Source organism: Microbulbifer sp. ARAS458-1, assembly GCF_045348205.1.
Lineage (GTDB): Bacteria > Pseudomonadota > Gammaproteobacteria > Pseudomonadales > Cellvibrionaceae > Microbulbifer.
The window spans coordinates 3912839-3937927 of sequence record NZ_CP155838.1 but is presented as its reverse complement, the minus strand read 5'-3'; the positions used below and the strand labels follow the sequence as shown (position 1 = coordinate 3937927).

The window sequence follows — 25089 nt, the reverse complement described above, 5'->3', positions numbered from 1 at the left end:
CCGCAAGCCATATGCCCACGTGGTATCTGGCTTGCGGGTTTTTTTGTGGGAGTTTTGATAGTCTGCCCGGCAAATAACCCATTCCCCCCGTACCGCTTCATGAACCCCGATCGCAATCTCTACCCCAATCCAGACGCTGCCAGCTGCCGTATTCTGATCGCCGAAGACGACGCCGAGCTCAATCAGCAGATCGCCTCCCTGATCCGCGATGCTGGCTATCAGACCGGCAGTTGCTGGGACGGGGAAGCGGTGTTGCAGGAGGTGGCGGCCCAACCCTATCAGCTGATCCTACTGGATCTGATGTTACCGAAACTGGATGGTCTTTCTGTACTGCGTCTGCTGCGCAAATCCAGTCAGGTTCCGGTCATTATCGTTACCGCCAAGGGCGCGGAAGAAGAGCGGATTACCGGGCTGCGTCACGGCGCCGACGACTATATTTCCAAGCCGTTCAACCAAGAGGAGCTGCTGTTGCGGGTTGAGGCACTTCTGCGCCGCGCGCAACCGCAGGTCGTGCAAAAGCGCGAATTCCTGGAAATCGATCAGTTGCGTCTGCGGTTGTCGGACCTGACGGTGCGGGTAGGGGCACGGGAGATGGAGCTCACCGCGATTCAGTTCAACCTGCTGTGGGAGCTGGCGGCAAATCGCGGAGAAGTCCTGAGCAAGGCCTATCTTTCGCGAGAAGTACTCAATCGCCCCCTCGGCGCCTTTGACCGCAGCCTGGATATGCATCTGAGCCGGGTACGCCGCAAGCTCACCCAGGCCGGCTGGCGCGGTGAGCGCCTGCAAACGGTGCGCGGGCAGGGGTACTGTCTGAAATGAACCGACTTCTGCTGTGGAAACTGATTCTGCTGATCACCGCCGGTATCGTCGCCATGTTTTACCTGATCAATTATGTGACGGTGCGCGCTGAGGAGGAGATGAGCATGCTCAGCCAGGCGCACCGGAACGAGTTGCGCGGGTGGGGACGAGAGGCGGAAACGCGCTACCGCTCCGGGGATATGGCATCGCTGCAAGAGTGGTTGGAAAATTTGCAGCATCGGGAGGAAACCCTTGCGGCAGTCGTTGGCTACAGTATTCGCCACGTCGCCGGCAGCCGCGGCCTCGAAGATCGCTATAGCGGAAACAACCTGGGGCGGGACGTGGAGTGGAAGATTCACCTGTATTTTGAAAATAACCCGGTGATGGAGATTCCGTTTGAGAATTCCGATACCAGTTTCCTGGTACTGCTACCAGACCGGATGCGCCCCGGCAGCCACTGGCAGACCACCCGTCTTCTGCTGCAGATTTTCCTGCCGGCGCTGATCCTGGCCATAGTATCGATGCTGCTGTACCGACATATCATGAAGCCTCTCGGCAGTCTGCAACGGGCCACCCGGGACTTCAGTCGGGGCGATTTTCCTGTGCGGGTGCGCCCGCAACTGGGGCGGCGCAAAGACGAGTTCAGCGAGCTCGCTACCACCTTTGACCAGATGGCCGCGCGCATCGGTGAGCAGCTGGTGAATCAGCGCCAGTTGATCGCTGATTTTTCCCACGAACTGCGCACTCCGCTCACACGTCTGGAAATTGCCATCGAAAGTCTCGGCAAGCAGTACCCCGGGGATCCCGATGTTCAGCGCCTGTATCGGGAATCCCGGCATTTCCGCAAGCTGACGGAAGACACTCTGGCACTGGCGTGGCTCGATAACGAGCAACCGCAATTGAATCAGGAAACCCTGGATCTGGTGGATCTGATCGATGTGATTGTGGATGACGCCCGCTTCGAATTCCCGGACCGGAATATACACACCTGCCTGCCGGATTCCGCCGAGCTCAAAAGCAGCAACCACCAGGCGGTGGGCCAGGCGCTGGAAAATATCCTGCGCAACGCCCTGCGCTATACCCCGACGGGTGAGGCGGTGGAGATAGCGCTGGGGGACTACCCGTTGGAGGGGGGTAAGGCGGGGTTTAGAGTCACGGTTCAAGATCGCGGCCCCGGCGTGCCTGAGGCACTGTTGGAGACCATATTCCGCCCCTTTTTCCAGGCGGACCCCTCGCGTAATACCGGCCAGTCAGGCAATGGTCGCTCCGGTGGGGTTGGGCTCGGGCTGGCACTTGCGCGCCGTCAGCTCAAGGCGGTGGGCGGAGAGGTCGATGCCAGCAACCGCCCGGGTGGCGGTCTGTGTATGACGATTATCTTGCCGGCGACCTAGCTGGTACCGGCGCTCAATGTAACAATTGCAACAGGGCTGTACTTTAAAAGGGCTAATAGGAATAATTCGCGTTTACGGTTAAGTGAAACTGCGAATCCACCTGATTCACCTGAAAAGGAAAGCCCAATGCCCAACAAATCCCTGCTCAACCACTGCGCGCTGCTGCCGCTACTCGCGACCGGCGCGCTTTCTACCAGCGCACTTACTGCGACTTCCGCTTTCGCTGCAGATGAGCAGGCAGAGCGGGAAAGCCTGGAAAGCGTCGTTGTGGTGGGTGTGGCCACTGATTCCGAAATCACTCCGGAGCAACTGGAGAAGCAGCAGGCCAATGATCTGGCGGATATCTTTCGTCATATCCCATCGGTGTCCGTGGGGGGCTCTATCGGTATTGCCCAGAAGGTCTATATCCGCGGTATGGAAGATACCCTGCTGAACGTTACCGTGGATGGCGCTCCGCAGACAGGTACCCTGTTCCACCATATCGGCCGTGTCTCCATCGAGCCGGAACTCCTGGACAAGGTGGAGGTGCAGTCCGGAGCCGGTGAAGCCACCAGCGGTCCCGGTGCCATTGGTGGTGCCATCCGCTTCAAGACCAAGGATGCCGATGATCTGCTGGCCAGCGACGAGCAGTTTGGCGCGCGGGTCAAGGGCGCTTACTTCAGTAACGACGGCAGCAAGGGCAGCGCTTCCGTGTACGGCAAGCTCAGTGAGAACTGGGGTGTGATCGGCTCATTTGTACAGGTCGAGCGCGACAACATGGAAGATGGCGATGGGAATGAAATTCTCGCAACCGCCGCCGACCAGAGCCTGGCCTTTGTAAAGGTCAGCGGTGACATTTCTGAAAACCAGAAACTGACCGTCAGCTATGAACAGCGTGAAGAGTCCGGCGAACTGGGTCGCCGACCAAACTGGTACGTGCGGGAAGGTGACACGCTGTATCCGATGGACGCCGAGCGCGAAACCCTGGTAGCCAATTACAGCGCCAGTCTGAGCGACGCGGTGAACCTGGAAGTTACCGCCTACGATACCAGTGCCGACATGGTTCAAGATGGCCCCTGGGGCCTGTACGGCGGCAATACCGCATCGATTGGTTTTGATATCCGCAACACCAGCAGTTTTGGCCCGCATACGCTGATTTATGGGGTTGAGCGGAGGAACCAGAAAGTGGTTGCCGGTGGGCGCGAGGTGGATTCGACATCCAGCATTTCTGAGACCGGGCGTGTGCAGGGAGTCTACATTCAGGACCACTGGCAGGTGAGCGAGCCTCTGATGCTCAGCTTCGGTGTGCGTTACGACAGTTACGAATTGACTCAGAACAATTTTGACGGTGAATTCAGCAGCGACGATGTCAGCCCGAATGTCGGTTTTTCCTATGCGCTGAGCGATACCTGGACCCTTTCTGCAGGGCATGCCCAGGCCGTGCGCGGCAAGGAAATTGGCGATTCCTTTACCCTGGATATAGCCCAGATCGATCCGGACCTGAAGGCCGAATCCGTGGACAACAATGAGCTGGCTCTGGAATATGCCGGAGACGCCCTGGCACTGAAGGCTGCAGTCTATCAGAGCACCATTGACGATGTGATTTATGATGAGGACCTGTTCGAGAATATCGGAAAGCTGGAGTCGGATGGTTTCGAATTGAGTGCTGCGTACACCTACGATAAGTGGTATCTCTCTGCTGCATACAGTCACAATGACTCCACGTTGAATGGCAACGATATCGAGGGTTACGAGCACAACGGGCTGGGTAATACTCGAGGCGATACACTCACCCTCGCCGTGGATTACGCGCTTACTGATCGCCTGGACCTCGGCTGGAACCTGACCCATGTTCAGGGAATAGACGTTGATGTACTGCACCGCTCCGTGGAGCTGGGCTGGATTGATGAGCTACAGACCATTGATAAGCCGGGCTACCAGGTACACGACATTTACCTGCGTTGGCAGCCGCTGCAGGACGATAGTCTGGCGGTCAACTTTGCGGTACAGAACCTGTTCGACGAGCACTACCGTGATCACTCCAGCGTAGGGGATTACAGCGACATTCCAGGCTGGGAAATCGTATCCGGCCTGTACGAAGCCGGCCGCGATGTACGTTTGTCTGTAGATTATCGTTTCTGATTTCTGCTGTTAATGAACAAAAGGCGCGGTGTGTGAACACCGCGCCTTTTTATTTATCTTAGTCCTTCTTCACTGGCCTTAATCGCAGAATTTTTTTGTTGGCGTATAAGAAAATTCAATAACATCAAATAAAACTATGAAATCCAGAACTCGTTTACTGTGGATTAAACTCCACACTTATTTTTCCTGTTTCTTTCTTCCCCTGGCGGTGATGTATCTCGCCACCGGCATGCTGCATATGATGGATATCGACGGTGGAGTCCGCACCGAGAAGCAGTTTGAAGTTAGCCTGCCCAACGGCATTCCCAAGGACGAGGAAGCCGTGCGGGCAGTGATACTGCCGCTGATGCAGGAGAAAGGGCAGGATATGAAGTTACCTGCGGACTACTATTACGAGCCGAAAGAAAATTATATCGGTTGGTATGGCTACAAGGGGCAGGTGTTCTTCGAGCCGCTGGAAGACCCGAACAAGGCAATACTGCACGTTAAAAAGCACGATCTGTGGCACCAGTTTCTGTTGATTCACAAGGGGCACGCCGGGCCGGTATTCTGGGTGCTCGGTATCATGTTTGGTCTCAGCCTGTTCTTCAGTCTGGTCAGTGGTCTGGTTATCGCCATTGCGGTACCGATGTTCCGAAAAACCTCCATCGTATTTACTTTACTGGGAGCTGCCACCCTTGCGATCGGTATAGCGCTGAGTGTGTAGAGTTCTCATTTTTTGATTTTGGCGTGGACAACTCAAATAAAAGCGCGCCAAAATTTCATAATCTATCAGACCAATTTTTACCGGCAGTCGCGAAAAAAGTGCGACCCGCATCAAAATATTTTTTTCCTTCCGAAAGTATTCGGAACTTTTTTCGCGAAAAAATTCTTTTAGTTTCATTTGTCTACAGTGATTGGTTGACCAATAAGTCACTGTTTGGCGCGAAATTAAATATTGGTGTTGATTTCAATTTCGCTATTTTGTAGCCGGTTCATACGGTGTGCTTTCAGGAAAAAATTTTTCATTTGTTTTCATTGGTTTAGCGAATTTGGTTAACCAATTTTGCTGTTTCTGCAGATTTTTTATTGTTCGGTTTTCGGTGATATCTCTGAAAATTGACAGCCTGTTCCGGCGGACATTAGCCTTCCTCGCGCTTCGTCTTTTCGTTTTTATTACAGATACCTTCCCTTTTTTGGGGGAGATGTTTTTGTGTGTGGTTGGCAAGTGCGAAGCGCTATAGCGAGTAGATGTTCCGAAATAAAAATCAATAATCAGGTCTCTATGCGATGAGAAAATTCACACTGAAAAAAATCAGTCAGAAAATGGCGCAGTCCGCGCTTTATCTGGCGGTCGGCGTATCCACAGCGGTTGCGGCGACCATTGAAAACCCGGGTTTTGAATCCGGTTGGTCCGGTTGGGATGATTCCGATCCTTCCGCTATTTCCGGTGTTGCCCTCGGCGGCAGCAGCAGTGCAAAAATCACCGGCTCCGGTGGGGCTTTTTCCCAGCAGGTTGCGGTAGATCCGTATACGGATTACAGCCTGAGTGCCTGGTTGCGTGGTGCCGGTGGGATCGAGGTCACCGTCGGATCCGAAACCTACCGTGACGCCGATACTTATTCCGATTGGGGTGAGCTGGGGGTGACGTTCAATTCCGGCAGCCACAGCAGTGTGACGGTCACCGGTACCTATAACGGCGGCGAAGGTCGTTTTGACGACTTCTCCATCGTAGATGGCGGCGGTTCTAGTTCTGGTGGTGGCTCCAGTTCAAGTTCCAGCTCCAGTTCCGGATCGGGCTCCAGTTCCGGTTCCGGGGGGGGCGGCACTGACTTGTGTGAAATCCAGTCTTCCAGCGCCAGTTCCGATGACGGCAACGGGCCGGCCAATGCCCACGACGGCAACCTCGGTTCACGCTGGTCCGCCAATGGTGCCGGCGAATACATCACCTTCGATCTGGGTAGCAGTTGCATGGTCAGTGCACTGAATATTGCCTGGTACAAGGGCGACAGCCGTACGGCATCGTTTGAGGTTTACGTAGGCGATAACCAAAACAGCCTTACTTACGTCTACGGTGGCAACAGTTCCGGTAACAGCCTGCAACTGGAGGCGCACAATTTTGACGATTTCTCCGGTCGCTATGTGCGAGTGGTAGGCCTCGGGAATACGTCCAATAGCTGGAACAGTATGACCGAGATTGAAGTGGTGCGCGGCGAAGGCGGCCCGGGTAGCCCCAGTGCGGTGATCGATGTGCCGAGTAATGTAACCGTGGGTATTCCGTTTACTCTGGACGGCAGCGGTTCCTATAATTCCAATGGCGGGTCGCTGAATTACAGTTGGGATTTCGGTGACGGCGTTACCTCGCTGGATGAGAGCCCGGTACACACCTACAACAGCACCGGTGTGTACACGGTGAATCTGCAGGTCACCAACGCCGCTGGCATTACCGATAGTGCCAGTGCCGAAGTGACCGTGAGTGAACTTCCCTCCGAGTACCCGGTGGCCACCATCAGCGGCTCTACCACCACGCGGGTAAACACCAGCCTGAACCTGAGTGGTTCGTCTTCCTACGACCCGGACGGTGGCGACATTACTGCCTACGCGTGGGACTTTGGCGATGGCAGCGGCGGCAGTGGCGCCAATGTTTCGCACATCTACAGCGAGCAGGGCAGTTACACGGTTACCCTGACGGTTACCGATGATGAGGGCTTTGAATCCTCTACGACTGAAACCATTACCGTGGATAATGCGGCAGTGGAAGACCTGTGGCCGCTGGTCAACAACAGCTTTGAGCTGAGTTCGTCCACCGGCGGCTGGGAAGAGCGTGACCCGGCCAACGTGGTTTCCACTAATGGCACCTCCAATCCAATGCCGGTGGACGGTGGCCGTCTGCTGGTGATCAAGGGCGATGGCGGTCGTATGGAACAGGCGATCTACAAGCCGGCTGCGGGCAACCGCTATCAGGTGAGCGCCTGGGTCTACAATCACGGCACCATCGGTATTCAGGACCTGGGTTCGGATAACGTCTACGAGACCACGACCAATCACGGCGATGGCTGGCAGCAGGTTACCGTGGAGTATGTTTCTACCGGCTCACCGGCACTGGCCTATGCCCGCTACGGCGATGGCAGCGGCGATGCAATCTTCGACCTGTTCGAAGCGGAAAATGTCACCACCCAGGCGGACCTCGAAGTACCTCCACCGGCACCCATCATGCGCTACGCCTCTCAGGTGATTGACCTGTCCTGGTGGAAGCTGACCCTGCCGATTAACGGAGCCGAGGAACACTACACGCCGGACCTGTATACCTTCTCCAGTGACGAGTGGTTCAAACTGATCTTCGACGAAGAGGAACAGGAGTACGCGGTTCAGTTCCGGGCCAATCACCACGGGGATTCCACCAGTGGCTCCAGCAACCCGCGCAGTGAGCTTCGGGAGATGACCCAGAACTACCATTTCCAGAACTCGAAAAGTGCCGCAGCCTGGTCCAACACCGATGGCAAAAAGCACACTATGTGGATCAAGCAGAAGGTCACCAATCTGACTCATGTAAAGCCACACGTGGTAGTGGGACAGATTCACGACTCCGGCGACGATGTTGTGGTTTTCCGTATCGAAGGTCATAACGGCACCTGCCCGCCGGGCACCGATGACGACTGGGATAACTGCGGTACCGTGGGGAACCCGGACACTCACGCCAATTTGTGGATCACCAATGGCAACGACCGCCACGGCTACCTGGTGGATGGCAACTACGAGCTGGGTACCGTGTTTACCGTGAAGATGGAATCTTACGACGGGCAGACGCACTTCTACTACAACGAAGAAAAGGTGCCCTACGTACACGACGAAGCGATTTCCGGCTGCTACTTCAAGCTGGGTAATTACACCCAGTCCCACGATGGTACAGCGCCGGGAGAAAGCTACGATAACTATGCGGAAACCTATGTGTACGATTACTATGTGTCGCACGAGTAGGGTACAGCGAGTAGACTGAAGTCGATGTATTGGCTTCGCACATAAAATCAGGGCCGCGAGAGCGGCCCTGATTTTTTCTGAAACGAATATCGATTTTAATGAAGTGCCGCCTGGCCACCGGCATCACTCACCGGGCTGGTAGCGCTGATCGCGCCGCCCTGTGATTCGATCCAGGTATTCATACGGCTTTCCAATACATTCAATGGCAGTGCGCCGGCGCCGAGTAGCGCGTCGTGGAACTGGCGAATATCAAAGTTTTTACCCAGTGCCTCTTCCGCGCGCGCGCGGATTTCCTTGATTTTTAACTGGCCTATCTTGTAAGCCAACGCCTGACCCGGCCACACCAGATAGCGGTCGATTTCCACTACGATGTCGTGCTCAGGTTTTGCGCTGTTATTCATAAAATACTGAATCGCCTCGTCCCGGCTCCAGCCCAATTGATGCATCCCAGTGTCCACCACCAATCGCACCGCTCGCCACATATCGTAGGTGAGTGCGCCGAATTCGTTATAGGGATCCTTGTACAGTCCCAGGTCGTACCCCAGGCTCTCGGAGTAGAGGCCCCAGCCTTCCACAAAGCCCGTGTACATTTTTGTGCGGCGCAGCGGGTGGATATTTTTCTGTTCCTGAGCGAGAGCAATCTGTAGGTGGTGTCCAGGCATCGCCTCGTGCACGGTCAGCGCTTCCATTTCCCAGGTTGGGCGGCTCTTCAGGTTGTAGGTATTGGCGAAGAAGACGCCCGCGCGGCCGGATTCCATGGAGCCCGGCTGGTAATAGGCGGTAGTCTGGGATTTTTCTGAGTAACTTGGAATCGGCTTGATGCCGTAGGGCAGGCGCGGCAGAGTACCGAACTGTGCCGGCAGTTCACCGTCGATGCGTTTGGCGATATCCCGGTAGTTTTTCAGCAGGTCTTCTTTGTTCTCGTAATAGAACTGCGGATCGTTGCGCAGGAAATCCGTAAACGCTTTGAAATCACCATCGAAACCGGTCTTCTTGATGATCGCATCCATTTCATTCCTAATACGGCGCACCTCAGCCAGACCGATGCGGTGGATTTCCTCCGGGCTCAGATCGGTGGTGGTTTCCTCTCGCACTTTATACGCGTACCAGCGGATACCGTCATCATGCTTGGTGAATGCGGTTTCGGTGTTCGCATTCGGAATATAATCCCGCTCAACATACTCGGCAAATCGCTTCCAGTTCTGCACCAGCGTTTTCTGATAAATGTTGACGGCACGGGTCCGCAATCTGTTTTGCTGCGCCGCGGGAATGCTCGCGGACATTTCAAAAAACGCCTTCAGCAGGGGGCTTTGTTTGGGGTCGGCGGGTATCAGTGCGCGGATCTGGCCGGGCAGGTCGCGTAGGGTGATTTGCGGCGGCGTCAGTTTCTGTGCGAGGCCTTTCTCCATCAGAATTCTGGTTTGCTCGATCAGGCCGGGCAGTTTGTCCAGGCGGGCGAGAATATCTTCGTAATCGGCAGCGGTACGTTTGGGCATGGCGTTCAGCACCGCAGGCACTCTGCGCTGGATACCACTCATGTGATTGACGGGCATCAGGTGCTCGGGGAACTGGTAGCCGCGTACCTGCAGCAGCAGGTCCTGATACATCAGCTGGTAATCGAGCTTTTCACTGTCGCTGAGTTTGTCTTCGTCGAGGTGACGGCTGGCGGCGAGCAGTTCGCGGGTCTGGCCTTTGCGACGTTCGATGCCTTTGATGGATTGATCGGTCCAGTTCTGTTCTACGCCGGGGTAGCCTTCGTAGGTGGCGGCTTCGGGGTAGCTTTCCATAATCCAGCGGTAGCGGAGATCTTGCAGTGCTTTAAGTTTGTCACTGGCACCACTTTTCGGAATTTCACCCATGGCGTTGTCGAAGGCTTTATGATCCATGGCCTGTACATGCAGGCTGGCAGCCATAATGGCAATGGATACCCCGAGGCGTTTGGAGTTCAGGATTTGCTTAACGGAATGGGTAAAGGACATCGTACTTCCTGTCTCTGTTTATATTTTACTTTTAGCGAACTGGCTAAGTTGTGAAGCTGCCAGAATATAAGGCGGGGTACTGGGTAAAGCTTTTCGGAAGCATCGGCGACAGGGACGTCGCCGACGGAGCGTACATGGGTTAGGCAAACGTTTGCGAAGCATGGCTTCGCGTGCGGCCTAACGACGCCAATCTGTGATTGGCGGCCGGCCCCGCTTGCGGGTATTTACAGCGGTTCCGAAAAGCTTTACCCAGTGACCCGGCGCCACCGCAGCTCTTTCGGAGCTCGTCATTGGAGCTCTGTCCGGAGCGCGTGGCGGCCGGGCACCAGGGGCGGGTTTTCAGGACCGCTGTAAACCCATCCCTGGGAGCTTCGGCGCAAACATCCTGTTTGCGACGATCCTGAAAACCCGCCCCAGGCACCCGGCCTTAAGTTCGAGTACTCGGCTTCGTAAGTGTTATATTGCTGCAGCTTGTCCGTTGGATTGGGCCTGGTGCATTTGCGATTGGCGTTCGCGAATTTGTTCTTCGATACCAGAGGCATCGAGGCCGATTTCTGCAAGCAGTTTGGGGTGCTTGCCGTGTTCGATGATCTTGTCGGGCAAGCCCAGCTGCAACAGCGGTACCGGAACGATGCGCTGGTTCAGGTATTCTGAAACCGCACTGCCAGCACCGCCAGCAACCGTGTTTTCTTCCAAAGTGACCAACAGCTCATGGCTGTCGGCCAAACGGTCTATCAACTCTTCGTCCAGGGGTTTTACCCAGCGCATATCAACCAGCGTCGTGCCGAGCTTTTCTGCGGCTTCGCGGGCCGGGGCCAACAGGGTGCCGAAACTCAAGATCGCAACGTTTTTGCCCTCCTGAATCACCCGTCCCTTGCCGATCGGCAGCTCCGTCATTGTTTTTTCGATTTCCACACCCGGGCCAGTACCGCGCGGGTAGCGCACCGCAGACGGGCCCTGGTGCTGGTAGGCGGTGTAGAGCAGCTGGCGGCACTCGTTTTCATCACTGGGTGCGGCGATGACCATATTGGGCAGGCAGCGCATAAAGGTCAGGTCGAAACTGCCCGCGTGGGTGGGGCCGTCTTCGCCGACGAGGCCGGCGCGGTCGATGGCGAAGGTGACGTCCAGGTTCTGGATGGCCACGTCGTGTACCAGCTGGTCGTAGCCGCGCTGCAGGAAGGTGGAGTAGATGGCAACCACCGGCTTCTGGTCTTCGCAGGCGAGGCCGGCGGCGAGGGTGACCGCGTGCTGCTCGGCGATGGCGACGTCGTGGTAGCGCTCGGGGAAGCGCTCGGCGAATTCGACCATACCGGAGCCTTCGCACATGGCCGGGGTGATGGCGACCAGTTTTTCATCCTGCTCCGCGGCATCGCACAGCCACTGGCCGAAAATATCCTGATATTTGGGGCCTTTCTTTTTCTGCTGTCCAGGCACTTCGGGGGGCGCGGCGACCTGAACCTTGGGTTCCGGCTCGAGTTTATTGAGCGCGTGGTAACCCACCGGGTCTTCTTCCGCTGGGCCAAAGCCCTTGCCCTTGGTGGTGACGATATGCAGCAGTTGCGGGCCGCGCTGATTGCGCAGGTTGCGCAGGGTGTGCACCAGGTCCTGCATATTGTGGCCATCGAGGGGGCCTACGTAATTGAAGCCCAGTTCCTCAAACAGAGTGCCCGGAGTGATCATGCCCTTCACGTGTTCTTCGGTGCGGCGCGCCAGCTGCCACGCCTTGGGGATGGCCGACAGGATCTTGCGGCTGCCTTCGCGCATATTCAGGTAGGTCTTGCTTGCCAGAATTCGCGCGAAGTAGGTGGCGAGGCCGCCCACGTTCTTGGAGATGGACATGCGGTTGTCGTTCAACACCACCAGCATGTCTTTGCCGGTGTGGGCAGCATGGTTCAGGGCCTCGAAGGCCATACCGGCGGTCATGGCACCGTCGCCGATGACGGCGACCACCTTGCGCTCATCCGGGGAGCCCAGGGCCATACCCAGGGCGGCACTGATGGAGGTGCTGGAATGGCCCACACCGAAGGTGTCGTAGGGGCTTTCGCTGCGCTTGGGGAAGCCGGACAGGCCGCCCTGCTGGCGCATGGTAAGCATCTGCTCGCGGCGGCCGGTAAGGATCTTGTGCGGGTAGGTCTGGTGGCCTACATCCCACACCAGGCGGTCTTCCGGGGTGTTGTAGATGTAGTGCAGGGCAATGGTGAGCTCTACCACGCCCAGACCGGCACCAAAGTGACCGCCGGTCTGGCCCACGCAGTAGAGCAGGTATTCACGCAGCTCGGTTGCCAGTTCCGGCAACTGTTTTTCCGACAGGGCGCGCAGTTGGGCCGGGTCATCAATCTGGTCGAGGAGCGGCGTGGATGGGCGCTGGCGGGGAATCTCGTCGAACATCAAGGGTCCTGAATCGGGCAGCCAGGGGCGTCGCGGTCGTTCAAAAACGGGGCGCGACGACCCAAGGTATCAATTGCAACTGATATAAGAAGCGAATTGTATGCCTCCAGCGGGGAGATTGCATCCCGCGCCGAACCTCGGCTTTCCGGTCATATTTGATGCCTGCCGGTTACAGCCATCCGAGCACCAGGTAGATCCCCAGTAACAGCACCACCCCGGCCACCATACTACCGGTGAGCCAGTTTCGGGCCATTACGCCCTCCGCACGGTGGTGGCTGGCAATGCCGTCCACAAGCCGCTCCACACCCGATAGCGTGGCGCTGCGCAGGCGGTTGTCGAGGGCGAACAGGCGCTCGAACAGGGCGCGCATGGCATCCGGTACCAGCCGGCGGTAGATCCAGTCCACATCCAGGTTCACCGATGGCAGCTCCGGTGGGTACAGGTGGCGCAGATTGAGCCATACGAACGCCAGAGCGGAGAAGAACAGCAGCTGCAACTGGGTCAGCACGTGGGTCACGTCGTAGGGGGTGTAGGACATCGAGTATGGCAGCAGGCTGTACAGCGCCTGTGGGTAGATGCCGATGACAAGACACAGGGCTGCGGCAATACTCATGGCGATCAGCATGTTCACCGGCGGCTCGCGGGCTGGCAGTTTGGCGTCGTGGGCAAAGAAGGCAAAGTAAGGAATCTTGATGCCGGCATGGTGAAATACCCCGGCGGAGGCGAACAGCAGGATCAGCCAGACCCCATCATAGCCGTTCTTGATCGCCGCACTCATCACCATGGACTTGCTGACAAATCCGCTGAACAGCGGGAAGGCGGAAATGGACGCCGCGCCAACAATACACAGCACTGTGGTCTTGGGCATCTTCTTGTAGAGCCCGCCCAGTTCCGAGCCGTTGATCTTGCCGGTCACGTGTAGCACCGCGCCCATGGACATAAACAGCAGCCCCTTGAAGATCACGTCGTTAAAGGCATGGGCCACGGCGCCGTTGATGGCCAGCGACGTGCCGATGCCAATGCCCACCACCATAAAGCCCAGCTGGTTGATCAGGCTGTAAGCCAGTACCCGGCGCAGGTCATTTTCGATGACCGCATAGAAGATGGGGAAGCAGGCCATGGTGGCACCGATATAGACCAGAAGCTCGGTGCCGGGAAAGGTTCGAGCCAATGCGTAGACGGCGACCTTGGTGGTAAATGCGCTGAGAAATACGGTGCCGGTAGGAGTGGACTCCGGGTAGGCATCGGTAAGCCAGCCATGGAAAAACGGAAACGCGCACTTGATGCCGAAGGCGAGAAAGATCATCCAGCTGTAGGCATTGTCGTCGAGACCAATCTCGCCGAAAGCGAGGGTGTTGTGGGTCTGACTGTAGAAAATAATCCCGGCGAGTAATAACAGGCCAGAGAGAATATGCAGGGTGAAATAGCGTAGCCCCGCCGCGTAAGCGCGACCGCTGCGGCGTGCCCACACCAGAAACACCGAGGTTAGCGCCAGCAGCTCCCAGAAGATAAACAGGGTGAGCAGGTCGCCGGCAAATACCGCACCCAGGGCACTGCCCGCGTAGAGCATACTGGCAACCTGTTGCAGGGTGTCGCGTACATGCAGGGCGTAAATTACCGAAATCAATGCGGCGATATGGAACAGGTAGCCAAACAGCAGGCTCAAGCGATCCGCTTTGAACAGCAGCAGGTTGAAGTCGAGAATGGCGTAGTGACCAAACTCAACGCCGGAACCACCGGCGCCCAGTTGCCATAGATTGGCGAGGCCGAGAACCGGTACGGCGATGAATAGAGCAGCGCGCGCCCAACCGCGCAGAAACAGGCCCAGTAGAGCGGCGAGAAAAAACGGAATAAACGGTGCAACGTCAAGCATGATCATGCCCTCCATTGCCCTTCCCGGTAGCCTTCAGGCTTGTGGACTCACCGCTATCGGTGCAATCAAAGTCGGTTAGCGCCCGCTTGTCGTAATAGTCTTCCGGGCGCATGAGGAAGGTACGCATCCACTTGGCTGCAAACACCAGAATCACGCAGCCCACAAACCCGTACATCGGGTAGAAACCTGGCAGCCCCTCCCAGCGGAACTCGGTATGCCGATGAATCACAAAATCCGCCGCAAACAACAGGGCGCAAATAGCGTAAAACACTCGCAGCATTTTGCGGATGTTATCGGGGTTGTCGAAGAAATCCTGCTTATCAGCACTCATGTTAAATCCCGGCCTCAATCAGTGCATAAAATGCATTGGGGAACAGCAGTAGATAAATGCAGCCCGCCGCGGTAATCCCGAGGGCGATCAAAGACGGCAGTGGTGCTTCTCTGATGGCAGAAGCCTCACCGGCAGGGGCGCGGGCGTCAGCAGAATCCTGGGTGCTGCTGGAGAAGAACGCGCGCAGTGGAATTGGCAGCAGGTAGGCAATGCTTAACAGCGAGCTGATCATCAGCAGCACCATCAGTATCCACTGTTCCGCCTCGAAGGTGCCGAGCATCAGGTACCACTTACTCCAGGTGCCGCCAGTGGGTGGAATACCGATAATACACAGGCTGGCTACCAGAAACGCGCTCATGGTTACCGGCATCTGTCGACCCAGTCCGTACAGCTGGTTCACTTCGGTTTTGTGCGCAGCCACCAGAATGGCACCAGCACAGAAAAACAGGGTGATTTTGCCAAAGGCGTGCATCACGATATGCAGTGCGCTGCCAGTCATGCCCGCGCTGGTGGCGAGCAGGGCACCCAAGGTGATATAGCCCAGTTGGCTCACCGTGGAATAGGCCAGGCGTTTTTTCAGATTCTGTTGTCGCAGGGCAATAATGGATGCGAGCAAAATCGAAATGCCGGCCAAGTAGAGCAGCCATTCGGTAGCCGGGATTGCCTGCAGGGTTTCGATACCGAAAATCAGCAGACAGATTTTCAGCAGCACAAATACACCGGCCTTCACCACCGCCACCGCGTGTAACAGTGCGCTCACCGGCGTCGGAGCCACCATGGCCGCAGGAAGCCAGCGGTGGAAGGGCATGATCGCGGCCTTGCCCACGCCGAACACAAACAGCCCCAGCAGAACAGACAGAAGCGCGAGAGAAGTACCCGGCGAGAAAACGCCCCCTTGCTGGAACGAAAGCGTACCGGCGAGCAGCCAGGTGGCGATAATCGCCAACAGGAAAAAGCCCACCGATGTGCCGAGCAGAATACCGAGGTAAATACGCCCTCCGGCGCGGGCCTTGTCGGTACCGGCATGGGTGACCAGTGGATAAGTACAAAGTGTCAGTACTTCGTAAAAGATAAACAGGGTAAACAGGTTTTCCGCAAAGGCGATGCCCATTACCGCGCCAATGGAAAGCGCGAACAGGCTGAAAAACCGTGTCTGGTTTTTCTCGCCGTGGCCACGCATATACCCGATCGCATAAAGGGTGGTGATAATCCACAGAAAGCTCGCCACCAGCGCAAACATCAGTCCCAGAGGCTCCACGCGGAACGCCAGAGCCAGTCCCGGCAGAATATCCAGCCAGTGTGCAGCGATCACGTCGCCATTCAGCATGGGTTGATAGAGTTGGGTGACGGTAAAAAACAGCGCACTGGCGGCAGTCAGTGAGACCGCTTCGCGGATATTTTCCCGACGTGCGGTGAGCTGAATACCGAGCAGTGCCAGCAGCGGAATCAACAGGGTCAGTTGTAACAGGTCGGATTCGTTCACTGCGCGGCCCCTCCAAGCAGGAATTGTGAGGCTGCCGCAGTCACTTCCACCGGCAGGCGGGTGTCAATCCCGAAATAGATATTGGCCGCGATCAGTAGCCAGGTCGGAAGCAGAATACCCAGCGGTGCTTCGTGTTTTTCCGCCGCACCCGCTTTATTCTGTGGCGCCTGGAAATAGGCAGCCTCCACCAGTTTCCAGATATAGGCCACGGCCAGCAGCGATCCCAGTACCACCAGCACCGCCACCCACCAGAGTCGCTGCTCGATAGCCGCAGCAATCAGATACCACTTGCTGACAAAGCCTACGGTAAGCGGCATGCCGATCAGGCTGACTCCGCCGACCACAATGGCGGCCATGGTCCAGGGCATGGTGCGGCCAAGATCGCGGAAGTGCTCAATACGGCAACCGCCCGTCTGATAGACCAATCCCGCCAATGCCAGGAATAGCCCACCCTTCATTAGTGCGTGATTGAACAGGTGCATCAACGTTGCCTGCAGCGCGGTCGCGGTGCCAATACCGATACCCACTACCATATAGCCAATCTGCGCCACACTGGAAAACGCCAGCATGCGTTTGATATTCGCCTGATAGATGGCAACGATGGATGCGGCAAACACACCCACCAACCCAAGGCCAATCAGCAGAATATCCAATGGCAGGTGTGACAGGGAGAAGTCCACACCAAATACGGTGAAGGTGAAGCGCAACAGTAAATACAGTGCGACCTTGGTAGCGGTTGCTGCGAGAAATGCAGTGACAATGGAGGGCGCACAGCTATAGGCATTCGGCAGCCAGAGGTGCAGGGGAAACAGTGCCAGTTTCAGGCAGATACCTACAAAAATAAATGCAAATGCCGCGAGTACCGTAGATGATTCGGCGAGCGGCGGAATACGCGCGGCCAGATCCGCCATATTCAATGTGCCGGTCATCATATACAGAAAGCCGATACCGATCAGGATAAAGGTGGCACCGATGGTGCCCATAATCAGGTACTGAAATGCTGCCCACAGCGCGCGGCGGTCTTTGCCCAGTGCAATCAGTGCATAGGTGGATAGAGAGGAAATTTCCAGGAATACGAATACATTAAACGCGTCCCCGGTGGCGACAATACCCAGCAGGCCGGCAAAGCACAGCAGATAAAGGGTATAGAAAACGGTTTGACGATTGGGCTCCAGCTCCTTCTGTACACTGGTATTGGCGGCAAGCAGTACCACGCTGCTGAGCGCGGAAACGATAAACAGTACCCAGGCGTTAAGGAGGTCGATACGGTATTCGATTCCCCAGGGCGCTTTCCAGCCGCCCAGTTCATAGGTGATGGGGCCTGTGGCATAAACCTGCTGCAACAGCAGAATGCTGACCACCAGTGCAGCCACACTGACCGCGAGAGTAAACAGCCATACCAGGGTGGTCTTACGAATCAACAGACAGGAGGGGGCCGCCATCAGCGGCAGAATGACCTGCAAAATAGGGAGGTGCGACAGCATGGTCTACGGCTCCTTTTCCACCGCGGGCTGGGGTTGTGACGAGGTGCGCTCCTGCTGCGCTTCCGCAGCCTGAATGTCCCGTTCTTCTATGGAGCCATAGGCGTGTTTAATGCGAATGGTCAGCGCCAGTGCCAGTGCGGTGGTCGCAATGCCCACAACAATCGCGGTAAGGATCAGCACATGGGGCAGCGGGTTGGAATAGAGAGTGTCGCCCTCATGCAGAATGGGCGCACTGCCGCCATCCACCTTGCCCACACTGATATAAAAAATGAAAACGGAGGTCTGGAAAATATTCAATCCGATGATTTTCTTCACCAGGTTGCCCTGGGCGATCACTATGTACAGGCCGATCATCATCAGCGCAATGACGATCCAGTAGTTGTAGTGCGATGCCAATAACATCCTAACCTGCCCCCCGTTCCAGTGTTTGTAGTGGGGACAGACCGCGACTGACCTCACCGCCGGTGGTGTCGTCTGCATAGGACGGTGTGCCCTTGATCGCGAGTTCAGCCTCCCGGTCGCGCAGCTGCGCCGAGAACAGATAGGAAATCATGATCATCACCGAGGCGACGGTGATCCCGACGCCGATTTCTATGGCGATAATGCCGATGTGTTGCCCGGTAACCGGGTCCCCGGCCAGTGCGCTGTAATCCAGAAAGTTTTTTCCATTGGCGAGACTCAACAGTCCTGTGCAGCCAAAAATCAGAACACCCATTGCCGCCAACAGCTGGACCAGCTCGTGGCTGGCGACCTTGCGCACTGCGTCCAGGCCAAACACCATGCTGTAGAGAATAAATCCCACCGCAAAGATCACCCCTGCCTGAAAGCCGCCACCGGGGCCGTACTCACCATGGAACTGCACGTACAGTGCGTAAAGCATGATCGGAGCAATCAACACTTTGGCGACAACCCGCAGAACGATATCCCGTGATGCCTGCTGTACCGGTGAAGGCTGCATAATCCGCAAAGGTTGTGCGGCATTGGTCATCAGCAGTGACAGTACCCCGAGTCCGGCGGTAAAGATCACCACCACCTCGCCAAAGGTATCGAAGCCCCGGTAACTGGCCAATACCGATGTGACGATATTGGGGATCCCGATTTCACGCATGGATTCCTGGATATAGTGAGGTGCCACATGCACCTGTGCTGGTGCATTGGCATCACCAAAGGATGGCATATCGACGGTAGCGGTAACCAGCAATGCGCCCACGGTGGCCACAAGCGCAATGGCGAGTCGCGCACGATTGCGGTCTGCGCGTTGGTAGCGGCCACAAAGTGCGAGTGTCAGCAAGATCAGTAGCGGTGAGATTCCGGCGCCCACCGCCGCTTCGGTAAATGCGACATCCACCGCGCCCATGGTCATGAAAAAGCCCGCCGACAGCAGACCGTAAATTCCCGCCAGCATGGCTGCGGCAAACAGGTCTTTGATCCAGGCGATGGAAATGGCGGTGACCAGCAACAGGGCCAGTAGCGCGATATCAAGTAGCAGGTTCATCGGTATCGACCCTCGATGGCTGCCGGTATTGTTTTGGTTGTCGTCATTGTGGTTGTCAATTTCCGAAATTGGCCCCGGTTGCCTGATACATGTGACGCTCAGACGCGGGTGCTGTCGGCGGCTTCAGGCTCGGCGTCTGGCGATGTATCCACAGGTTGTGAGTTAGTCATTTCTGTCGGTGCAGGCTCTGGCGCAATCTGCGGCAGGCGTAGTGCGCTGAGTTGCGCCGAGCGCGCGAGCGCGTGGCTGGCGGTGGGGCTGGTAAAGAAAATAAACAGCATGATCAGCGCCAGTTTAAAAAGCGCAAGACTCCAGCCGGCGGTGAGCATCAGGCCGCTGATAATCAGTAAGGTGGCGAGGGTGTCGGTAATACCCGCCGCATGCATGCGGGAGTAGAAATCGGGAAAGCGCAGCACACCCACGGCGCCGGTCAACATGAAAAAACAGCCCAGTAAAAGCAGGGTGCCACTGGCAAAAGATTGTACTGTTTCAATCACCGGTCACCTCCGGCGCGCCGTTACCATTGCGGGTGCGGAACTCAAAATACCGCAATACCCCGATTACACTCACAAAGTTGATGAGCGCGTAGACGATGGCAATATCGAGATATTCGGGTTCGCCAAAGGTAAAGCAGATAACGGCAATCAACAGAACGGTTTTTGTGCCGAACATATTCACTGCGAGAATACGATCGTGAATCGTCGGCCCCTTTATCGCGCGTATCAGCGCAAGCGTCATAACGACGAGCAGGGCAATCAATGTAGCGTTCAGCATTTTTAATCTGCCCTGTCAGAGTTCAGAAACGGGTGTGTCGTCGGTAAGAGCCGCAACCCGCCGTTCCATCTCGCCCCGCTTGAGATCATCCAGGCCGCTGCGGCGAAGCGCATGTACCAGCACCGAGTTATTATCGATGTCCACTGCTACTGTACCCGGGGTCAGGGTAATGGAATTGGCATAGAGAACCCGGCCGAGATCGGATGACAGGTCGACGGGGATACGTTCACTGCAGGGGGAGATGGTCGTGCGTCGGGAAACGATACCGCCCCACACACAGGCGGCCACTTCCAGATTGCTGACGATGATTTTGCGCAGTAGCCACAGATAGTAACCGGGTAACGTTGCCCACAATTGCAGCGGCAGGGATTCTCCATCCACCACTTTCATGCGCCGGGCAATGAGGATCACAAAGACCGTGGAAGCTAAGCCAAAAGCGAGAATCAGGGCAGTGTATTGCCCGGAGTTACTCAGCCATATAAATGCGAGAACGGCAAAAAGGCACAGGGTATAACGCATGAATAATCTACTACAGAAACCATATTAGAGTGCGAATAAGCCCGGTGTGGTGAGCGCTGGCCAAGTGGGGCAACGAAACCACATCAGGGGTTCGGTACATCTTTTTTACAGCGATAGTGATTTTCAAAAACTGTCAGCATCGCGGATTCCGCCGTTGCCTCTTCGGCAAAGGGCTGTGAAAGTTCTGAGACTTTGCCAATCAGGGTGTCAAGCGTTGCTGCCTCTGGCAGACAGTAGCGGCTGCTGAGCCGTTGGGCCGCGTCGTCGGAGAGGCGGCTGGCACGCGTGCGAATGGCGCGTGCGACAAATTCGGATGGGCGCTCGTCTGCGGCAACAATATCTCTGCTTGCAGACAGGTAGCCGTGGATAAATGCCCGGCAGCTGGTGGCTTGGGCGCTTTGCTGGTCAACCTGGTGGCTTTTGCAAGCCTCTATCAGCTCCGTTGCCGTGAGAGGTTCTGCAAGTACATCGCTTGTCAGGCCAATTGTCAATGCGGCGACGGCCGCGGGGGCAATCACTGAACGCAGTTGTTGCTTCATTCTCGTCACCTATTATTTTTATTTATGTTTTATTTCACCTGTACACACCCAGCACCCTCAGTGTTTTTCTATTTTTGCGGGGCGTGGGGCCTTTCCGTGTGCAGGCTTTGGTAAATCTTGCAGAGTTTTTGTTGTTCGTCAAATTGGTTCGGCTGCCAAGAACTGAGCTTGCCTTGGTATTTTTTGAAAGCGCACGGTTGTAATAAAGCACAGGAAAGCTCTGCGGTCGTGCCGGTATGCAATGTTTCACAAGTTTTGGAGGGGATTTGGGGCGCGGCGTATGGGTGCCGTTTTCGTGGCAGAGGGAGTAAGCCAATCATTTGGCGTTGAGGTCGGTACCGGCGGGAATACGCGAGCGAATAGGGGAAAGTGGCTGGGCGGATCCGCGCCTCTGCCAGGGTGTTGAAAGTGGCGCCTGGTGACGATCGGTCAGACCGATCAATAACGTCGTTTGACGATGTAATCGGCCAGTTGCTGAAGAATGTCGGTGTTGACGCTTTTGGCGCCAGTGGAAAGTTTCCCCAGGGCCAGGCTTGCTTCCCGGTGCAGCTCATCGGCTTTGGCCTGAGCCCCGTCCAGCCCCAGTAGCGAAACGTAGGTGGGTTTGTTGCGCGCTGCGTCAGCCCCCTGGGTTTTGCCGAGTACCTGGGTGTCTGCAGTCACATCCAGAATGTCATCCTGTACCTGAAATGCCAGGCCAATTGCCTCGGCATACTGGGTGATCGCGGCAAGTTGGGCATCATCCGCCCCGCCGATCAGGGCGCCGATGCGCGCACTGGCGACAATCAGCGCACCGGTTTTCAGACGGTGCATCTCTTTAAGTTGCGCCAGGGTCAGGGTGTGATCGACGGCGGCGAGGTCGATGGCCTGGCCGGCGACCATGCCTCGGGCGCCGGCAGCGCGCGCGAGCTCAGCAAGAACGGTCACCTTCAGCTCCGCCGGCAAGTGTGCGTTTACCAGTAACTCGAATGCCTGGCACTGCAGGGCGTCCCCGGCGAGGATCGCGGTGGCCTCATCAAACTGGATATGGCAGGTGGGGCGTCCGCGACGCAGGTCGTCGTCGTCCATGGCCGGCAGGTCGTCGTGTACCAGGGAGTAGGCGTGTATGCACTCCAGAGCGGCCGCCGCCGCGTGGCATTTTGCGGACGCTGATTCACCGGCTAGTGCCAATGCCGAGGCATAAACCAGTGCCGGGCGCAGGCGTTTACCGGGGCCGAGGGCGGCGTACTGCATGGCGGCAAACAGGGCTTCGGCGTCACTCTGGTCGGCCAGGGCGGCCTTGAGGGTCTGCTCGACCTGCTGACTGGAGGACTGCAGGAAGGCTTTCAGCTTGGCGGGCACGGGCGTGGCAGCCGGAGAAGAACTGCTCACTTACTCCGCGTCTCCGGAAAATTCATCGGCGGCGTCGAAGGGCAGCTCCTGCACCTTTCCGTTCTCTTCCATCAGCACCTTCACTTTCTGCTCGGCACTGGCCAGCTTCTGCTGGCATTCGCGGGTCAGTTTTACCCCGCGCTCAAAGTCCGAGAGGGCTTCATCCAGGGGCAGATCGCCACTTTCCAGCCGTTCTACCAGCTGCTCCAGCTCTTCCAATGCGCTTTCGAATGTTGCGGCTCTCTTCTTCGCGGCCATGGGGTAATTCTCTGATAGGACATGCGGGTGCGGGCAACCTTAGCGGCAAGTGGAAAAGGGGTCAATGTCACACCACCTGCGACAATATGGCGCACTTGTGTCGCAGGCTTTTTCGGTAGCATTTATCCATTGGTAAAATCGCCGAACAAGGAAGTTACCGTGTCGCACTCTGCCCCCTATTTACTCCGCCCCCTCGCCCTGATCGCACTGATTCCCGCAACCCTCGCTGCCACGGAGACTGCCTCGCTGCCCGACAATGCACTCGAGCAGGTTATCGTCACCGCCACGCGCGAGGCCAAGACCCGCTCGGAGCTGGCGGAATCCGTCGGCGTGATCAGCGAGGAGGCACTGGAGCATATCGCGCCGGCGCATCCCGCAGATGCCCTCAACCGCGTGGCCGGGGTGCATGTGAATAACCTGGGCGGGGAAGGGCATATGACCTCGATTCGCCAGCCCATCTCCACCGCCGGGGTCTACCTGTTCCTGGAAGATGGCATTCCCACCCGTCCCACCGGCTTCTTCAACCACAACGGCCTGTACGAGATCAATGTGCCACAGAGCGCGCAGCTGGAGGTCACCAAGGGCCCCGCGTCGGCGCTATACGGCAGCGATGCTATCGGCGGGGTGATCAATGCGGTCACCAAGGCGGCACCGGACGCTGCCGAATTTTCCATCAATGGCGAACTGGGTGCGGACGGCTGGCAGCGCGCGCTGATCTCCGGCGGCAACAAGCTGGGGGAGAGCAGCGCCTTTCGCCTGGACCTGAACAGCACCGCCAGCGAAGGTTTCCGTGAGGAGGCCGACTACACCCGCACCTCCATGAGCGGCCGCCTGGACAGCCAGTTTGCCGAGGGCTGGGACAGCAAGACGGTGTTGTCTTACTCCACCATCGACCAGAGCGGTGTGTCCGGTCTTGAAGAAGAGGACTACCGCAACAATGTGCAGAAAAACCTGTACCACGGGGATATCGGCGGTCGGGATATCGAGGCCTTTCGCCTGTCTTCCGAGCTTTCCTACACCCCCGACGAGAAGAGCCTGATTACCGCCACCCCGTTTGTACGCCACAACACCTCGGCGATGATGCCCAGCTGGATGGTGACCTACGACCCGAATATCCGCGATACCGAATTCAGCTCCTACGGCCTGCTGCTGAAGTACCGCCGGGATTTCGACGGCGGCGAAGTGATTGTCGGAGTGGACGCGGACTACACCCCGTCGGAATACCGCGAGGAACGCATCACGGCCACACAGGACGGTGAATACTTTGTGGATTACGCGCGCACCGGCGAGCTGACCTACCACTTTGAAGCGGAGCAGACCTCCGTTTCCCCGTATGTACACGCGGAATTCGCCCCCAGCGCAAACTGGCTGTTGAGTGCCGGCCTGCGCTACGACGTGTTCGAGGTGGACTACGAGGATCAGCTGGGTACGCCGAATACGGACCCCTCTCACTTCCGTCCGGCGTCCCAGTCCCGGGACTACGACAACCTGAGCCCCAAACTGGGGGCGGTGTACAAACTCAGCGACAGCCACCAGCTCTACGCCAGCTATCGCCGCGCTTTCCGCGCGCCCACCGTGGGTACCCTGTTCCGTCCGGGTTCCTCAGAGGGCACCACCGAGCTGGAACCGGTGACCAGCGTCAGCCAGGAAATCGGTCTGCGCGGTATTGTCGCGGAGCGGGTGAATTACGAGGTGGCGGTGTATGACATGACCACCGAAAACGACATTGTCAGTTACATTTCCAACACAGACGAGGGCAATGATCGCAAGACCACCAACGCCGGTGAGACCAGCCACCAGGGGGTGGAGGTTTCCGTGCAGGCGCCAGTAGGGCAGCAGTGGCAGCTGGGGGTTTCCTATGCGGCCATGCGCCAGCAGTACGAGGACTACTCCTACGTATTCAGCCGGTTTGATCCCAGCTGTTTCTGCATGGTCAGCGAAAACCTGAACTTCGCCGGCAACGATATCAGCCGCGCGCCGGAGTCCCTCGCCAACGTCACTCTGGCCTATACGCCCGAGTGGCTCACCGGCCTGCGTATGGAGCTGGAGTGGTCGCACATGGGTGACTACTACACCGACGAAACCAACACCCAGCAATACGCCGGCCACGAACTGTTCAACCTGCGCGCCACCCACGACGTGGGTGAAGACCTGTCTGTCTACGCGCGCCTGTCGAATATTACCGACGAGCGCTACTCCACCTACACCTCCAACCAGGTGGGCGATGAAGACCTGAGTTACCGCCCGGGACTGCCGCGCTCGCTGTTTGCCGGTGTGCGCTACCGCTTCTGATTCCCTGATACACGGCGTAATAAAAACAACAATCAA

The 25089-nt window shown here is 57.1% G+C and carries 20 protein-coding genes; 6 read left to right on the top strand and 14 right to left on the bottom strand.

The window, feature by feature from the left end:
- The first annotated feature begins 99 nt into the window (after positions 1 to 99).
- The 5 genes from AAFH99_RS16380 (at position 100) to AAFH99_RS16360 (ending at position 8267) form a co-directional block, all read left to right on the top strand.
- Positions 100 to 819: a response regulator transcription factor gene (locus tag AAFH99_RS16380; RefSeq protein ID WP_051687171.1), complete on the top strand. Its 720-nt coding sequence runs from the start codon at positions 100 to 102 to the stop codon at positions 817 to 819.
- Complete coding sequence (locus tag AAFH99_RS16375; protein ID WP_406828276.1) at positions 816 to 2189, top strand: histidine kinase sensor domain-containing protein; 1374 nt, start codon at positions 816 to 818, stop codon at positions 2187 to 2189. The genes AAFH99_RS16380 and AAFH99_RS16375 overlap by 4 nt, the downstream gene beginning before the upstream one ends.
- A 126-nt stretch (positions 2190 to 2315) precedes the next feature.
- Complete coding sequence (locus AAFH99_RS16370) at positions 2316 to 4310, top strand: TonB-dependent receptor (RefSeq protein ID WP_406828275.1); 1995 nt, start codon at positions 2316 to 2318, stop codon at positions 4308 to 4310.
- Positions 4311 to 4446: 136 nt separating this feature from the next.
- Entirely contained in the window at positions 4447 to 5016 is a 570-nt protein-coding gene (locus AAFH99_RS16365; protein WP_406828274.1) for a hypothetical protein, read from the top strand.
- 563 nt (positions 5017 to 5579) lie between these two features.
- The gene (locus tag AAFH99_RS16360; RefSeq protein ID WP_406828273.1) at positions 5580 to 8267 is read left to right on the top strand and encodes a PKD domain-containing protein; all 2688 of its coding nucleotides are present in this window, start codon (positions 5580 to 5582) and stop codon (positions 8265 to 8267) included.
- 95 nt (positions 8268 to 8362) lie between these two features.
- Here AAFH99_RS16360 and AAFH99_RS16355 read toward each other — a convergent pair whose 3' ends face one another.
- The 14 genes from AAFH99_RS16355 to xseB all read right to left on the bottom strand — a co-directional run bounded on the left by AAFH99_RS16355 (position 8363) and on the right by xseB (position 22761).
- Positions 8363 to 10246, bottom strand: a complete 1884-nt coding sequence (locus AAFH99_RS16355; protein WP_406828272.1) for a DUF885 domain-containing protein — start codon at positions 10244 to 10246, stop codon at positions 8363 to 8365.
- Positions 10247 to 10702: 456 nt separating this feature from the next.
- Positions 10703 to 12634: a 1-deoxy-D-xylulose-5-phosphate synthase gene (gene dxs / locus AAFH99_RS16350; protein ID WP_156035277.1), complete on the bottom strand. Its 1932-nt coding sequence runs from the start codon at positions 12632 to 12634 to the stop codon at positions 10703 to 10705.
- A gap of 169 nt (positions 12635 to 12803) precedes the next feature.
- Entirely contained in the window at positions 12804 to 14507 is a 1704-nt protein-coding gene (locus tag AAFH99_RS16345; protein WP_197023821.1) for a Na(+)/H(+) antiporter subunit D, read from the bottom strand.
- A complete protein-coding gene (locus AAFH99_RS16340; RefSeq protein WP_043319252.1) occupies positions 14500 to 14838 on the bottom strand; it encodes a hypothetical protein in 339 nt (112 codons plus the stop codon). Before AAFH99_RS16340 ends, AAFH99_RS16345 begins: the two co-directional genes overlap by 8 nt.
- Position 14839: 1 nt before the next feature.
- Entirely contained in the window at positions 14840 to 16321 is a 1482-nt protein-coding gene (locus AAFH99_RS16335) for a proton-conducting transporter membrane subunit (protein ID WP_406828271.1), read from the bottom strand.
- Positions 16318 to 17805 (bottom strand): monovalent cation/H+ antiporter subunit D family protein, encoded by a 1488-nt coding sequence (locus AAFH99_RS16330; RefSeq protein WP_043319248.1) that lies wholly within the window; start codon positions 17803 to 17805, stop codon positions 16318 to 16320. The genes AAFH99_RS16335 and AAFH99_RS16330 overlap by 4 nt, the downstream gene beginning before the upstream one ends.
- 3 nt (positions 17806 to 17808) lie before the next feature.
- A complete protein-coding gene (locus AAFH99_RS16325) occupies positions 17809 to 18207 on the bottom strand; it encodes a cation:proton antiporter subunit C (RefSeq protein ID WP_051687168.1) in 399 nt (132 codons plus the stop codon).
- A 1-nt stretch (position 18208) separates the two neighbouring features.
- A complete protein-coding gene (locus tag AAFH99_RS16320; protein ID WP_043319246.1) occupies positions 18209 to 19300 on the bottom strand; it encodes a DUF4040 domain-containing protein in 1092 nt (363 codons plus the stop codon).
- 98 nt (positions 19301 to 19398) lie between these two features.
- A complete protein-coding gene (gene mnhG / locus AAFH99_RS16315; RefSeq protein ID WP_156035275.1) occupies positions 19399 to 19797 on the bottom strand; it encodes a monovalent cation/H(+) antiporter subunit G in 399 nt (132 codons plus the stop codon).
- A complete protein-coding gene (locus tag AAFH99_RS16310; RefSeq protein ID WP_043319243.1) occupies positions 19790 to 20074 on the bottom strand; it encodes a monovalent cation/H+ antiporter complex subunit F in 285 nt (94 codons plus the stop codon). Before AAFH99_RS16310 ends, mnhG begins: the two co-directional genes overlap by 8 nt.
- A gap of 15 nt (positions 20075 to 20089) precedes the next feature.
- Complete coding sequence (locus AAFH99_RS16305) at positions 20090 to 20593, bottom strand: Na+/H+ antiporter subunit E (RefSeq protein WP_043319241.1); 504 nt, start codon at positions 20591 to 20593, stop codon at positions 20090 to 20092.
- A gap of 83 nt (positions 20594 to 20676) precedes the next feature.
- Positions 20677 to 21132 carry a Rap1a/Tai family immunity protein gene (locus tag AAFH99_RS16300; protein WP_043319239.1) on the bottom strand — a complete coding sequence of 152 codons (456 nt, stop codon included), beginning with the start codon at positions 21130 to 21132 and terminating at the stop codon, positions 20677 to 20679.
- A gap of 438 nt (positions 21133 to 21570) precedes the next feature.
- The gene (locus tag AAFH99_RS16295) at positions 21571 to 22503 is read right to left on the bottom strand and encodes a polyprenyl synthetase family protein (RefSeq protein WP_231491829.1); all 933 of its coding nucleotides are present in this window, start codon (positions 22501 to 22503) and stop codon (positions 21571 to 21573) included.
- A complete protein-coding gene (gene xseB, locus AAFH99_RS16290; protein ID WP_043319238.1) occupies positions 22504 to 22761 on the bottom strand; it encodes an exodeoxyribonuclease VII small subunit in 258 nt (85 codons plus the stop codon).
- A gap of 159 nt (positions 22762 to 22920) precedes the next feature.
- On the opposite strand from xseB, the gene AAFH99_RS16285 reads away from it, so the two are divergent.
- A complete protein-coding gene (locus AAFH99_RS16285; protein WP_406828270.1) occupies positions 22921 to 25053 on the top strand; it encodes a TonB-dependent receptor in 2133 nt (710 codons plus the stop codon).
- Positions 25054 to 25089 lie beyond the last annotated feature (36 nt).

What these genes read in the sequence shown, in the direction of transcription:
- xseB (WP_043319238.1), bottom strand. Translation starts at nt 22,761, where the DNA reads ATGGCCGCGAAGAAGAGAGCCGCAACATTCGAAAGCGCATTGGAAGAG.
- AAFH99_RS16380 (WP_051687171.1), top strand. Translation starts at nt 100, where the DNA reads ATGAACCCCGATCGCAATCTCTACCCCAATCCAGACGCTGCCAGCTGC.
- AAFH99_RS16325 (WP_051687168.1), bottom strand. Translation starts at nt 18,207, where the DNA reads ATGTTATTGGCATCGCACTACAACTACTGGATCGTCATTGCGCTGATG.
- AAFH99_RS16360 (WP_406828273.1), top strand. Translation starts at nt 5,580, where the DNA reads ATGAGAAAATTCACACTGAAAAAAATCAGTCAGAAAATGGCGCAGTCC.
- AAFH99_RS16305 (WP_043319241.1), bottom strand. Translation starts at nt 20,593, where the DNA reads ATGCGTTATACCCTGTGCCTTTTTGCCGTTCTCGCATTTATATGGCTG.
- AAFH99_RS16320 (WP_043319246.1), bottom strand. Translation starts at nt 19,300, where the DNA reads ATGAACCTGCTACTTGATATCGCGCTACTGGCCCTGTTGCTGGTCACC.
- AAFH99_RS16345 (WP_197023821.1), bottom strand. Translation starts at nt 14,507, where the DNA reads ATGCTTGACGTTGCACCGTTTATTCCGTTTTTTCTCGCCGCTCTACTG.
- AAFH99_RS16300 (WP_043319239.1), bottom strand. Translation starts at nt 21,132, where the DNA reads ATGAAGCAACAACTGCGTTCAGTGATTGCCCCCGCGGCCGTCGCCGCA.
- AAFH99_RS16310 (WP_043319243.1), bottom strand. Translation starts at nt 20,074, where the DNA reads ATGCTGAACGCTACATTGATTGCCCTGCTCGTCGTTATGACGCTTGCG.
- dxs (WP_156035277.1), bottom strand. Translation starts at nt 12,634, where the DNA reads ATGTTCGACGAGATTCCCCGCCAGCGCCCATCCACGCCGCTCCTCGAC.
- AAFH99_RS16330 (WP_043319248.1), bottom strand. Translation starts at nt 17,805, where the DNA reads ATGCTGTCGCACCTCCCTATTTTGCAGGTCATTCTGCCGCTGATGGCG.
- AAFH99_RS16375 (WP_406828276.1), top strand. Translation starts at nt 816, where the DNA reads ATGAACCGACTTCTGCTGTGGAAACTGATTCTGCTGATCACCGCCGGT.
- AAFH99_RS16355 (WP_406828272.1), bottom strand. Translation starts at nt 10,246, where the DNA reads ATGTCCTTTACCCATTCCGTTAAGCAAATCCTGAACTCCAAACGCCTC.
- AAFH99_RS16370 (WP_406828275.1), top strand. Translation starts at nt 2,316, where the DNA reads ATGCCCAACAAATCCCTGCTCAACCACTGCGCGCTGCTGCCGCTACTC.
- AAFH99_RS16340 (WP_043319252.1), bottom strand. Translation starts at nt 14,838, where the DNA reads ATGAGTGCTGATAAGCAGGATTTCTTCGACAACCCCGATAACATCCGC.
- AAFH99_RS16365 (WP_406828274.1), top strand. Translation starts at nt 4,447, where the DNA reads ATGAAATCCAGAACTCGTTTACTGTGGATTAAACTCCACACTTATTTT.